General features: G+C 68.2%; 14 protein-coding genes. 2 read left to right on the top strand and 12 right to left on the bottom strand.

Annotated features, from left to right (window positions below):
* Positions 1-51: 51 nt before the first annotated feature.
* The 5 genes from ACX40P_RS11675 to ACX40P_RS11655 all read right to left on the bottom strand — a co-directional run bounded on the left by ACX40P_RS11675 (position 52) and on the right by ACX40P_RS11655 (position 3,373).
* Positions 52-1,677 (bottom strand): M56 family metallopeptidase, encoded by a 1,626-nt coding sequence (locus tag ACX40P_RS11675; RefSeq protein ID WP_459126506.1) that lies wholly within the window; start codon positions 1,675-1,677, stop codon positions 52-54.
* On the bottom strand, positions 1,674-2,042 hold the full coding sequence (locus tag ACX40P_RS11670) for a BlaI/MecI/CopY family transcriptional regulator (RefSeq protein WP_459126505.1): 369 nt from the start codon (positions 2,040-2,042) through the stop codon (positions 1,674-1,676). The genes ACX40P_RS11675 and ACX40P_RS11670 overlap by 4 nt, the downstream gene beginning before the upstream one ends.
* Before the next feature lie 430 nt (positions 2,043-2,472).
* Positions 2,473-2,805 carry a Grx4 family monothiol glutaredoxin gene (grxD, locus tag ACX40P_RS11665; RefSeq protein ID WP_459126504.1) on the bottom strand — a complete coding sequence of 111 codons (333 nt, stop codon included), beginning with the start codon at positions 2,803-2,805 and terminating at the stop codon, positions 2,473-2,475.
* 2 nt (positions 2,806-2,807) lie between these two features.
* Entirely contained in the window at positions 2,808-3,044 is a 237-nt protein-coding gene (locus tag ACX40P_RS11660; RefSeq protein ID WP_459126503.1) for a BolA family protein, read from the bottom strand.
* 5 nt (positions 3,045-3,049) lie between these two features.
* Positions 3,050-3,373 (bottom strand): DUF1476 domain-containing protein, encoded by a 324-nt coding sequence (locus ACX40P_RS11655; protein ID WP_459126502.1) that lies wholly within the window; start codon positions 3,371-3,373, stop codon positions 3,050-3,052.
* Positions 3,374-3,511: 138 nt separating this feature from the next.
* Between ACX40P_RS11655 and ACX40P_RS11650 the strand changes: the two genes are divergently transcribed.
* Positions 3,512-3,895, top strand: coding sequence for a hypothetical protein (locus ACX40P_RS11650; RefSeq protein WP_459126501.1), 384 nt, complete (start codon positions 3,512-3,514; stop codon positions 3,893-3,895).
* Between the two features lie 42 nt (positions 3,896-3,937).
* On the opposite strand, the gene ACX40P_RS11645 is transcribed toward ACX40P_RS11650, so the two are convergent.
* Genes ACX40P_RS11645 through leuC form a run of 3 tightly spaced genes read right to left on the bottom strand, consistent with a single transcriptional unit; the run spans position 3,938 to position 6,963 of the window.
* On the bottom strand, positions 3,938-4,933 hold the full coding sequence (locus tag ACX40P_RS11645) for an NADPH:quinone oxidoreductase family protein (protein WP_459126500.1): 996 nt from the start codon (positions 4,931-4,933) through the stop codon (positions 3,938-3,940).
* Entirely contained in the window at positions 4,914-5,525 is a 612-nt protein-coding gene (gene leuD / locus ACX40P_RS11640; protein WP_459126499.1) for a 3-isopropylmalate dehydratase small subunit, read from the bottom strand. Before leuD ends, ACX40P_RS11645 begins: the two co-directional genes overlap by 20 nt.
* A gap of 1 nt (position 5,526) precedes the next feature.
* Positions 5,527-6,963: a 3-isopropylmalate dehydratase large subunit gene (leuC, locus tag ACX40P_RS11635; protein WP_459126498.1), complete on the bottom strand. Its 1,437-nt coding sequence runs from the start codon at positions 6,961-6,963 to the stop codon at positions 5,527-5,529.
* Positions 6,964-7,129: 166 nt separating this feature from the next.
* Between leuC and ACX40P_RS11630 the strand changes: the two genes are divergently transcribed.
* Positions 7,130-8,416, top strand: a complete 1,287-nt coding sequence (locus ACX40P_RS11630) for an MFS transporter (RefSeq protein ID WP_459126497.1) — start codon at positions 7,130-7,132, stop codon at positions 8,414-8,416.
* Here ACX40P_RS11630 and ACX40P_RS11625 read toward each other — a convergent pair.
* From ACX40P_RS11625 to ACX40P_RS11610, 4 genes are all read right to left on the bottom strand, one after another.
* Entirely contained in the window at positions 8,398-9,039 is a 642-nt protein-coding gene (locus tag ACX40P_RS11625; protein WP_459126660.1) for a CoA transferase subunit B, read from the bottom strand. The genes ACX40P_RS11630 and ACX40P_RS11625 overlap by 19 nt on opposite strands.
* Positions 9,039-9,953 carry an HAD family acid phosphatase gene (locus ACX40P_RS11620; protein ID WP_459126659.1) on the bottom strand — a complete coding sequence of 305 codons (915 nt, stop codon included), beginning with the start codon at positions 9,951-9,953 and terminating at the stop codon, positions 9,039-9,041. The genes ACX40P_RS11625 and ACX40P_RS11620 overlap by 1 nt, the downstream gene beginning before the upstream one ends.
* A gap of 215 nt (positions 9,954-10,168) precedes the next feature.
* Positions 10,169-10,759: a nuclear transport factor 2 family protein gene (locus ACX40P_RS11615; protein WP_459126496.1), complete on the bottom strand. Its 591-nt coding sequence runs from the start codon at positions 10,757-10,759 to the stop codon at positions 10,169-10,171.
* On the bottom strand, positions 10,756-11,463 hold the full coding sequence (locus ACX40P_RS11610) for a CoA transferase subunit A (RefSeq protein WP_459126495.1): 708 nt from the start codon (positions 11,461-11,463) through the stop codon (positions 10,756-10,758). The genes ACX40P_RS11615 and ACX40P_RS11610 overlap by 4 nt, the downstream gene beginning before the upstream one ends.
* Positions 11,464-11,509: the final 46 nt, after the last annotated feature.

The following is an 11,509-nucleotide window of genomic DNA, read 5'->3' as shown; positions in this document are numbered from 1 at the left end:
TCCGCGCACGCAGGGTAACATGCGCGGGACCGGATCGATCGAACGGGTCCGTCAGTCCTTCTTGCTCTCAAGTTCGCGCATCGCGGTGTCGATGCCGTTCAGCGCGTTGGTGCGAGCGGCGGCGTCCATGTCGCGATTGGCCTCGATGCTGCGGCGAGCCATGCGCAGGCCGGCGAGCGCGGAGGCTTCGGCATCGCGCTGGATGAAGATGGCCCGGCCCTGAGCCATCTTCGCGTCCGCCATCGCCAGCGTGGCCGTACGCCGGATGCGGTTGGTGCAAATGATGATGAGCTTCTTCTTGCCGTCGGTGCGGTTGATGACGTTTTCGTTCGGCTTGCCCTCGCTGTCCTTGCAGTCGCGCGACGACATCTCGGGCATGTCGCGCAATGCGGCGAGCGCCTCCGGGGGCATGCCGCCGCCCTTGAACGTCGCCGGTTTGCCGTCCTTGTCCCTGATTACGAGCATGCGCGACAGGCCAACGCCTTCGGGCAGCGCGACGCGGAAAGCGGGGTCGTCGCTGGTCGTCTCGGTGACCTTGCCGTCCTTGTCGCGCACGATGACGCGGATGTGACGCTTCGACTTGCCGTCGACGGTGGTAACCGTGTCGCTGCGATCGACCGAGGTGCCGGGCGCTGCCGCCACGGGTGCGGGCGGTGCCGGCGGAGCCACCCGAGCGGCCTGCATCAGCGCCGGGAGCGCCGGCAGCTCTACGCTGGCCAAATCGACGCCGGTCGCGGTCTCGACCGACGAACGGACCCGCTCCGACGCCTGCGTCCCCGATGCGGTGACGGCCAAGCCGGCGGCGGCCAGTGCGGCCAGGGCACCCGCTCCGCCGAACAGGCGTGCGCGGCTGGTCTTCTCATGCTTTCCGAGCATTTTCAGTCTCCCCTTGATCTCGTTGATAGTGTGCAGGTGGCAGGCGGCGGATACGGCCCCGCCGTGCGCCGATTTTACGATGGCGCGGCCGTAAGCGATGCGCAGGTCGCGGGCGCGGCCGGACAGGACCAGCGCGTCGCACGCCATCTCCTGATCGGCGCGGAAGGCGCGATAGGCGCGCCACGCGACCGGATTGAACCAGTGGATGCCCAGCATCACCAGCGCCGCCCAGTTGGCAATCAGGTCGCCGCGGGCATGGTGGCCGAGCTCGTGTGCCAGCGCCAGGTCGCGTTCCAGCGGTTCGTACCGCTCGGCGAAATCGCGCGGGAAGGCGACGTATTTGCGCAGCACGCCGAACGCCAGCGGACCCGTCGCCGCCGCGGACTCGATCATCCGCACATTGCCCGACGCCAACGGGATCACCCGGTCGGCATCGCGGCGCAACCGCGCGCAGAAGCGGGCGTGCGACACGATGTGATAGGCGACGAACCCGATGGTGCCGACCAGCCACAGCGCGAGCATCACCGCCGGCCAGCCGATCCCGCTCGCTGGCTCCGCGGCGAAGGTGGTGATCGGCACGCCCAGATAGATGGTAACATCCTCCGGCACGGGCAGGGTGGGCATCGCCGCCCCCTGCCAGGCGGCTGGCAGCGGCGGCAGGATCATCCGCGCGGCGGGGATCGCCCACAGCGAATAGGCGACCGCGGGTCCAAACGCGCGCCGCACCGGGCGACGCAGGATCAGCACGACGACCATCAGCAGCGTCGTCGCGATGACCGTCTCGACGGCCCAGGCGATCACGACCGCAGCTCCTGCAACAGCGCCTCGATCTCGGCGATGTCCTCGGCGGTCAGCTCGTCGCGCTCGGCCATATGCGCGACCAGCGGCGTCAGCTTGCCGCCGAACAGCCGGTCCATCAGGCGGCGCGATTCACCCGAGACATAATCCCCCCGCTCGACCAGCGGGCGATAGAGGTAACGGCGACCGTCCTCCTCATGCCCGACGACCTCCTTGGCAAGCAATCGCCCGAGCAACGTCTTGACGGTGTTGGTGGTCCATCCCCGTGCCGGCGCCACGCGCTCGGCGACGTCCTGCGCGGTGAGCGGCGCTGCATCCCACAGCACCTCCATCACCGCATGCTCCGCATCGCTGATCCGCTCGGTCATCGTTCAACCCTCCCGACTACATCTGTGGTCTACATGATTACGGATGTAGTCGCAAGCCTGAATCGACGATGAACGGCCCTGTCGCCAACGTGTCGGGAAGTTTTACAGGCAGCGTCGTCAGGCAAGGAACGTTAACCGCTCAGTGCCGCGGAAAACTGCCGATACTGCGGGATGGCACATGATGTGCGATGATTTTGGCAGCCGAGCGTCATGGCGCTTCAGCAGGGCGGGTCGCCGCTCCCGGTTTCCGTAAAAGCGACCCGCCCGCACCCGGCTCTACGAAATCAGCCGTAACAAGTACTTACCAGCCACACTGCTGCTACCGCGCAGGCGGGAGCCTAAAGTTAACGAGAGCTGCCACTTGCGGCTCTAGGCTCCGACCTTTGCGGGAGCACGGCGAGGCATAGCCGCGAAGTTAGGCAGCAGCTATTCAGCTCGCCGCCGACACACCCTGCTCGTCCAGCAGCGCCTTCAGTTCGCCGCTCTCGTACATCTCCATCATGATGTCCGATCCGCCGACGAACTCGCCCTTCACATAGAGCTGCGGGATGGTCGGCCAGTCGCTGAACGCCTTGATGCCTTGGCGGACTTCCTGGTCCTGCAGCACGTCGACCGAGTCGAACTCGACGCCGAGATGCTGGAGGATGGCGATCGCGCGGCTGGAGAAACCGCACTGCGGGAACAGCGGGCTGCCCTTCATGAACAGCAGAACGTCGGATTTCGCGACGATCTCGCCGATGCGGGCCTGTACGGGGTCGGTCATAACTACTCCTGTGGAACGGCGGTCGTCAGTTGCAGCGCGTGAAGCACGCCCCCCATCCGCCCGCCCAGCGCCGCATAGACGGCCTGATGCTGGCGCACGCGCGGCATGCCGCGGAAGGATGCACTGACGACGCGCGCGGCATAATGATCACCATCGCCAGCCAAATCCGTGATCTGGACTTCAGCATCGGGGATGCCGGTGCGGATCAGGTCGGCGATGTCGTCGGCGGCCATCGGCATGGCGGTTACTGCGCGTCCATCAGCTGGCGGCGGGCATCTACCGTCGCCTCTTCCAGCGCGCGACGCACCGTGGCCTCGTCGACCTCGACCGACGCGGCGGTCAGGTCGCCCAGCAGCTTGCGCAGCACGTCGTCGTCGCCGACTTCCTCGAAATCCGCCTGCACGACCGCCTTGGCATAGGCGTCCGTCTCTTCGGGCGTCAGCCCCATCTTCTCGGCGGCCCACTGACCGACCAGCCGGTTGCGGCGGGCGATGACGCGGAACGCCATTTCCTCGTCGCGCGCGAACTTGGTTTCGAAAGCGCGCTCGCGGTCGTCGAAGGTCGTCATTCGGATGCCCCTGTCGTTTCAGGGACGGAGATAGGGCGGGTGCGCCGGACGCGCAACGGCTGCCGACGGCGACATCGGCTGGCGCCGGCGCGCGGCTCTGCTATCTGCACGTCCGAATCTGTCGAGAGGATGTTTCTTATGTTCCTGACTACGCTGGCCCTGACGATCGCGATGCAGACCGCCGCACCGGCCACCCCCGCGCCGAACCCGGGTGCGGACATCGGCGCGAAGTCGACCGCCTTCTCCACCTGCATCCGCAGCAACATCGCCAAGGTGCCGGCGACGGTGACGCCGGAGGCTGGTGCCGATCAGGTGCTGGCGACCTGCAAGGCCGACGAGACTGCGCTGCGCGCGGCGATCGACGTGCAGCTCGCCGCCGTCCCCGCTGAGTCACAGGCCACCGCGCGCCAGCAGGTCGATGCCAGCTTCGCCCAGGCGCGCACCGGCATCGCGAATGGCATCCGCCAGTCGCGTACGCCCGCCGCTACGCCGACGACGCCCGCCACGCCGCCGGCCAAGTAACGGTCCCGACCCGCGCGGGCGCCTGAACGCCCGCGCGGGACCTCAGATCTGCACCACCAGCTTCCCGATCGCGCCGCGCCCCGCCATCTTCGCGATCGCCGCGCCACCATCGGCCAGCGCGAAGCGTTCGGTGACGCGCGGGCTGATCTTTCCTTCGCGCCACAGCGCGAACAGCGTCGCGACATGTGCCGCATTCGCCTGCGGATCGCGCGCGGCGAAGGCGCCCCAGAAGACGCCGCAGACGTCGCAGCTTTTGAGGAGCGTCAGGTTCAGCGGCAGCTTCGGGATGCCCGCCGGGAAACCGACGACCAGATAGCGCCCCTCCCACCCGATCGATCGCAGCGCCGGCTCGGCATAATCACCGCCGACCGGATCGTAGATCACGTCGAAGCCACCCTTGCCGCCCGCCGCCTTGAACTGCTCGGCCAGCGCCTTCGACGCATCCTTGTCGAATGGTGCGCGGCCATAGACGATCGTGTCGTCCGCGCCGGCCGCCCGCGCTGCCGCCGCCTTCTCGTCCGACGACACCGCCGCGACGACGCGCGCGCCGTAAGCCTTGCCCAGCTCGATCGCCGCCAGACCGACGCCACCCGCAGCACCCAGCACCAGCAGATTCTGCCCAGCCTGTAACCGTCCGCGATCGAGCAACGCATGAATCGTGGTGGCATAGGTGAGCAGCAGCGCCGCACCCTCTGCGAAGTCCCGCCCCTCGGGCAAGCGGTACAACGCCGCCGCCGGCACCGCGACCTTCTCGACGAGACCGCCATGGCCGATCACTGCGACGACGCGGTCGCCAATCGCCCATCCCGTCACGCCCTCGCCGACGCTCTCGATCAGGCCGGCGATCTCGCCGCCCGGCGCGAACGGCCGCTGCGGTCGAAACTGATAGCGATCCTCGATGATGAGCACGTCGGGATAGTTGATCGCGCAGGCGCGTACCGCGACGACGACCTGCCCCGCACCCGCCACCGGATCGGGCAAGTCGGCAATTTTCAGTGTTTCCGGTCCGCCCGGCGCTTCAGACAACAACCCCAGCATGATGGCCTCTCCCGGCGATCCACGGCCGGTAAGCCCGATCCGCGGATTCGAATTTCGAAATCGCGGTATCTTGTGCCAGTGTCAGCCCGATCTCGTCCAGCCCCCCCATCAGGCAGTCGCGGCGGAACGCATCGAGTTCGAACGGAAAGCGATCCTGATAGCTGGTGGTAACCGTCATCGTCTCGAGATCGACGGTCACCTCGCCGTCCTTCGCCGCCTCCACCAGCCGATCGACCGCCGCCTGCGGCAGCACGACGGGTACGATGCCGTTCTTGAACGCGTTACCGGAAAAGATGTCGGAGAAGCTCGGCGCGATCACCGCTCGAATGCCCAGGTCGGCGAGCGCCCATGCGGCATGTTCGCGGCTGGAGCCACATCCGAAATTGTCGCCGGCAATCAGCACCGGTGATCCGGCATAGCGCGGGTCGTCGAAGACGTTGCCTTCCGTCGCACGCACCGTCTCGAACGCCCCCCGCCCCAGCCCCTCGCGGGTGGTGGTCTTCAGCCAGTGCGCGGGGATGATAACGTCGGTGTCGATGTTCTTGGCGCCCCACGGATAGGCGGTGCCGGATACCTGTGTAACCGCCTCCATCTCACCGCCCTCCCATCAGGTCGCGCACATCGGCCAGCCGCCCCGTCACCGCCGCCGCCGCCGCCATCGCTGGCGACAACAGGTGCGTGCGCGCGCCTGGACCCTGCCGGCCGACGAAGTTGCGGTTGCTGGTCGAGGCGCAACGCTCGCCCGGCGGCACCTTGTCGGGGTTCATCGCCAGGCACATCGAACAGCCGGGCTCGCGCCACTCGAAGCCCGCGCTCGTGAACACGCGGTCGAGCCCTTCGGCCTCCGCCTGCCGCTTCACCAGCCCGGACCCGGGAACGACGAGCGCGCGGACGCCATCGGCGACGTGGCGCCCCTCCGCCACCGCGGCGGCGGCGCGCAGATCCTCGATGCGGCTGTTGGTGCAACTGCCGATGAAGACGTTCTGCACCGCCACATCCTGCATTCGCGTGCCGGGCTCCAGCCCCATGTAGTCGAGCGACTTGCGCGCGGCGACGCGCTTGGCGGGGTCGGCGAAGCTGTCGGGATCCGGCACGCTGCCGGTGATCGACACGACATCCTCCGGGCTGGTGCCCCAGGTGAGCGAAGGCGCGATGTCGCTGCCGTCGATCCGCACCACCGCGTCATATTGCGCACCGGCATCGGACGGCAGCCGCCGCCATGTCTCGACCGCACGGTCCCAGTCCTGCCCGGACGGCGCCATCGGCCGACCCTTGATATAGGCGAACGTCGTCTCGTCCGGCGCGATCAGCCCGGCGCGCGCACCGCCCTCGATCGACATGTTGCTGACGGTCAGGCGCCCCTCGACCGACAGCGCACGGATGACCTCGCCGGTATACTCGACGACATAGCCGGTCCCGCCCGCCGCACCGATGCGGCCGATGATCGCAAGCACGACGTCCTTGGCGCTGACACCGAAGCCGAGCGAGCCATCGACGCGGATCTCCATCGTCTTCGACTGCTGGAGCAACAGCGTCTGCGTCGCCAGCACATGCTCGACCTCCGACGTGCCGATCCCGAACGCGAGTGCGCCGAGCGCGCCATGCGCCGAGGTATGGCTGTCGCCGCAGACCAGAGTCGTGCCCGGCAGAGTGAAGCCCTGCTCCGGTCCGACGACGTGGACGATGCCCTGCTCGGCCGACAGCGCGTCGATATAAGGCACGCCGAACTCGGCGACGTTGGCGCGTAGTGTCGACAGCTGGTTCGCGCTTTCCGGGTCCGCGATGGGCAGCGCGTTGCCCGCCGCATCGACGCGCGGCGTCGTCGGCAGGTTATGGTCCGGCACTGCCAGCGTCAGGTCGGGGCGCCGCACGGCTCGACCGGCGGCGCGCAGCCCGGCGAAGGCCTGCGGGCTGGTGACTTCGTGGACGAGGTGACGATCGATGTAGATCAGGCACGTCCCGTCGTCGCGGCGTTCGACGACGTGATCTGCCCAGATCTTCTCGTATAGCGTGAGGGGTCGACTGGCCATGATGCCGGCTGGTTAGACGAAAGATGTGCAGACGCAAGTCTGGGCGCAACTTCCTGTCGTCGGCGCCCTTCCGAATTCTTTCTTGCGTATCGTTTCCTTGAGGAAACAAACTTACGTCACACCGTTTCCACGCGGGCCGGCGCTTGGCCGTCGCGAGGGGACGCCGATGCTGCCGACCGATCCGCATACCCATGCCGCACCGGTTCGCCATCGCAGCGAACGCGCGCTCGACGCCGCCAACCTGTTCCTAGCGGACGTGCGCGACGGGTTGGGCCCCTATCTCGCCATCTATCTGCTCGCGGTGCGGGGGCCCGAGCGGGGGTGGAACGAGGCGACGGTCGGATTGGTGCTGACGATCGCCGGGGTCGCCGGGCTGCTGGCGACGACGCCGGCCGGTGCGCTGATCGATCGCATCCACGCGAAGCGGGCGGTGCTTGTCGTCGCGGCGATCGCGGTGACGCTGGGTTCGCTGTCGCTGCCGTTCGTCGGCGGCTTCACGCTGGTGACGATCGGCCAGTCGGCCGCCGCAGTAGCCGGCGCCGTCTTCGCGCCGGGTCTCGCCGCGATTTCGCTCGGCATCGTTGGGCCTAAGGCGTTCGCGCGCCGGATCGGCCGGAACGAGGCATTCAACCACGCCGGCAACGCCGTCGCCGCGACGATCGCCGGGCTGACCGCGTGGCGGTTCGGCCCGGTCGCGGTGTTCTATCTGATGGCGGCGCTGTCGGTGCTTAGCATCGCCGCGATCCTGCGCATCGATCCGCGCGCGATCGATCACGGCGTCGCGCGGGGTTGCCCGGACGAGGAGGCGGAAGACACCCAAGCGCCGCCCTCGATTCTGAACGTTCTGACCCACACGCCCGCGCTCGGCATCTTCGCCGCCACCGCCTTCGTCTTCCACCTCGCCAATGCGGCGATGCTGCCGTCGGTCGGTCAGCTGCTGGGGCGAGAGGTCGGCGCCGGACAAGCGACGTCGCTGATGGCGGCCTGCATCGTCGCGGCACAACTCGTCATGGTGCCGGTCGCGATCGTCGTCGGGCGCAAGGCCAATGACTGGGGGCATCGGCCGATCATGCTGGCAGGGTTCGCGGTGCTGGCGCTGCGCGGCGTGCTCTACACAGTCTCCGATGCGCCGTTCTGGCTGCTGACCGTGCAGGCGCTGGACGGCATCGGCGCGGGTATCTTCGGGGCGCTGTTCCCCGTCATCGTCGCATCGATCACCCGCGGCACCGGGCGCTTCAACGTCGCGCAGGGCGCGGTCGCGACGATACAGGGGGCAGGCGGTGCACTCAGCCCGACGATCGCGGGCGCGCTGATCGTCTGGGGCAGCTACGACACCGCCTTCATCACACTGGCCGGGATCGCCGCGATCGGCCTTGCGCTCTATGCCTGGAAGATGCCCGAGACGCGCGAGCGCGACGGCGCGCCCGCCCCGCCTCACCCCATCGGCGCATAATTAGCCGTCGTCTTCGCGGCGACCTCGTCCGCAGTGACGCCCGGTGCCAGCTCGACCAGGCGGAACGGCGAGGCATGGTCGGGGCGCTGGAACACGGCGAGATCGGTCACGATCATGTCGACGACGTTCTTGCCGGTCAGCGGCAGCGTGCATTCGGGGATGAACTTCGGGTCGCCGTTCTTGGAGGTATGCTCCATCACGACGATGATCTTCTTGACGCCGGCGACCAGATCCATCGCCCCGCCCATGCCCTTGATCATCTTGCCGGGGATCATCCAGTTGGCGATGTCGCCGTTCTCGGCCACTTCCATCGCGCCCAATACGGTCAGGTCGATATGTCCGCCGCGGATCATCGCGAAGCTGTCTGCGCTGCTGAAATAGACCGAGGAGGGCAGCTCGCTGATCGTCTGCTTGCCCGCGTTGATCAGGTCGGCGTCCGCCTCCCCCTCATAGGGAAACGGGCCGATGCCCAGCATGCCGTTCTCGCTCTGCAGCGTCACGGTCATGCCATCGGGGATGTTGTTCGCGACCAGGGTCGGGATACCGATGCCAAGGTTGACGTAGAAGCCGTCGCGCAGCTCCTTGGCGGCGCGGGCGGCCATCTGATTGCGGTCCCAGGGCATCATTTGTTCTCCTGAATGGGCGTCGGCGCGGGCATGGGCGCGGCGCTGCCGGGATCGGTCCAGCGGGTGTCGTAGGGGAAGATATCGTCGATCCCGCCCTTCAGCGCGGTGCCGTAGACGGGGTTGGGCAGCATGAACCAGCCGTCGCCCCACAGCGCCGCCACCGCGGGCGATCCGGCGATCGACCGGCGGGTGGAGGGCGTCAGCGCCGGCGCGTTGAACAGGTCGGAGAAGTCGCCGAGCTGGTCGCCGACCATCGCGATCACGCAATAGCCCGATGCGATCGCCCAGCGGCGCGTGTCCTTGCCCGATCCGCCGCCGTCGTCGCCCTTCAGCCACAAGGTCTGGCGATGGACGGCGGGACCGAGGCCGGCGTGGTCGAGCGCGGCGGCGGTCTGCGTCGCGGTATCGGCTGACCGGTTGGAATTGAAGATGACGGTGATGCCGAGCGTTCGGGCGGCGTCCAGCGCCATCTTCGCGCCCGGCACCGCGACGACCTTGTCCGCGCCGGTCGCTTCCCATCGGCCCCAGCGCGCGGCGTCATAGCCGCTGCCGCGCCGTGCGGCATCGCCCTCATAGCCCAGGTTTAGCAGCGCGGTCTCGTCCACGTCGAGCACGATCGCCAGCGGCTTGGGTCCGCACGGCTCGAACTGCGGCGCGTCGAGCGTGGCGCCATCGCTCAGCACCGCCTGCCGCCGGCCGGTCTTCTTTCCGAAGGCCACCACATCGGCGACGTAGCGCGACAGGCCACGATACGCCTGGACCGACGACGCCGCCGCCTCGCCCGAGCCGTAGAGATACTGCATCCCCTCCGGCACGGTCGCCAGCGGCGCGACGGACGAGGCGGACGCCGGTGCGCCCCCAGACGGCGGCGGCAGCGCGGTCGCCCCGGTGACGATCGTCGCACCCTCCATCCGGCGCGCGGCCTCACGCCCCGCCTCGGTCCGGAGCGGCGGTGGGGGTGCATCCTCGGCCTGCTTCGCCTTGCGCGTCGCGCGTTGCGCGTCCATCCGGCTCTTGACGATGGCCGACGACGACGCCGCGATCGGGATGACCGCCGCGGCGATGCACCCGCTCAGCACGACGGGCAGCGAGAGGACGGTTGCGGCGCGCAAGACCCGTACGACCTTCATTTCCTGCCCGGTGCGGGCAGATAGCGGCCCGGGATTGGCAGCGTCGGCGTCTCACCCTGCCAGACGATGTGCAGCACGCGCCAGCCGTTCGGCGTGAAGACCAGCTGGATCGAATTGATCCCGCGCGCGAACGGCTTCTCGCCCGGCGCATGGCGGCTCTCATAGGTCGAGAAGACATGCGCGATATTGCCGTAGCGCTCGACCCGGCGCGCGACCTCGCTTTCGTAGAAGCCCTCTTTCGCCATCATCGGCCCGGCGCGGTCGATATAGCCCTGGATGTCGAGCACCAGCGCCCCCTTTCCACCCACCGGCACCAGCCGCGCCTCGGGCACAAACAGCGCCTTGAGCGCGTTCCAGTCGCGCGGACCGGCTGGGCCTGAGATCACGGCATAGACCCTGCCGATCAGCGCGTCGATTGCGGCTTCGTCGCTCGCCTCGGTCCTGAGCGGCGGTAGCGAAGGCTGCTGCCCATTGGCATGCAGATGCGGGACGCCGGACGCGCCGTGGACGAGCGTCGAGCGCGGTTGCGCGGCGGCCTCGCCGCTCGCCTGCGCAGCCAGCGCCGCCGCCGCGACCAGCCAGATCACCCGGCCACCCGCGGGCGGGTCGTCAGGAACTCGATCTTCTTGTCGTACGGCGCGCCGACGATCATCCGCTTCACATAGATGCCGGGCAGATGGATCGCGTCCGGGTCCAGGCTGCCGACCGGCACCACCTCCTCCACCTCGGCGACGCAGACCTTACCCGCCGTCGCCATAGGCTGGTTGAAGTTGCGCGCGGTCTTGCGGAAGATCAGGTTGCCGGCCTCGTCCGCCTTCCACCCCTTGATGATCGACAGGTCGGCGCGGATGCCGCGTTCGAGGATATAGTCCTCTCCGTCGAAACTCTTCACTTCCTTGCCCTCGGCCACCTTCGTGCCGACGCCGGTCTTCGTATAGAAGCCGGGGATGCCCGCCCCGCCCGCCCGGCACCGCTCGGCGAGCGTCCCCTGCGGACAGAATTCGACCTCCAACTCTCCGCTCAGATACTGGCGCTCGAACTCCTTGTTCTCGCCGACGTAGCTGGAGATCATCTTCTTGACCTGATGCGTGCGCAGCAGCTTGCCCAGCCCCTCGTTGTCGATGCCGGCATTGTTGCTGGCGATCGTCAGCCCGGTGACACCGGCATCGCGGATCGCGTCGATCAGTCGTTCGGGGATGCCGCACAGACCGAAGCCGCCCGCGCAGATCGTCATCCCGTCGTGCAACAGCCCGTCGAGCGCGGCCGCGGCATCCGGATAGAGCTTCTTCATCGCGCGCGTCCTCTCGTCGTTCGGATGCCGCGATTAGGGCCGCGTG

It is taken from the genome of Sphingomonas sp. RS2018 (genome assembly GCF_054489605.1).
Note: the sequence above shows the minus strand (reverse complement) of the source record. Positions and strands in the feature narration are given on the sequence as shown.

Excerpts from the sequence above, each read along its gene's own strand:
- ACX40P_RS11650 (WP_459126501.1), top strand. The coding sequence starts at position 3,512 with ATGTTCCTGACTACGCTGGCCCTGACGATCGCGATGCAGACCGCCGCA.
- ACX40P_RS11645 (WP_459126500.1), bottom strand. The coding sequence starts at position 4,933 with ATGCTGGGGTTGTTGTCTGAAGCGCCGGGCGGACCGGAAACACTGAAA.
- ACX40P_RS11670 (WP_459126505.1), bottom strand. The coding sequence starts at position 2,042 with ATGACCGAGCGGATCAGCGATGCGGAGCATGCGGTGATGGAGGTGCTG.
- leuD (WP_459126499.1), bottom strand. The coding sequence starts at position 5,525 with ATGGAGGCGGTTACACAGGTATCCGGCACCGCCTATCCGTGGGGCGCC.
- leuC (WP_459126498.1), bottom strand. The coding sequence starts at position 6,963 with ATGGCCAGTCGACCCCTCACGCTATACGAGAAGATCTGGGCAGATCAC.
- grxD (WP_459126504.1), bottom strand. The coding sequence starts at position 2,805 with ATGACCGACCCCGTACAGGCCCGCATCGGCGAGATCGTCGCGAAATCC.
- ACX40P_RS11620 (WP_459126659.1), bottom strand. The coding sequence starts at position 9,953 with ATGGAGGGTGCGACGATCGTCACCGGGGCGACCGCGCTGCCGCCGCCG.
- ACX40P_RS11610 (WP_459126495.1), bottom strand. The coding sequence starts at position 11,463 with ATGAAGAAGCTCTATCCGGATGCCGCGGCCGCGCTCGACGGGCTGTTG.
- ACX40P_RS11625 (WP_459126660.1), bottom strand. The coding sequence starts at position 9,039 with ATGCCCTGGGACCGCAATCAGATGGCCGCCCGCGCCGCCAAGGAGCTG.
- ACX40P_RS11630 (WP_459126497.1), top strand. The coding sequence starts at position 7,130 with ATGCTGCCGACCGATCCGCATACCCATGCCGCACCGGTTCGCCATCGC.
- ACX40P_RS11655 (WP_459126502.1), bottom strand. The coding sequence starts at position 3,373 with ATGACGACCTTCGACGACCGCGAGCGCGCTTTCGAAACCAAGTTCGCG.
- ACX40P_RS11660 (WP_459126503.1), bottom strand. The coding sequence starts at position 3,044 with ATGCCGATGGCCGCCGACGACATCGCCGACCTGATCCGCACCGGCATC.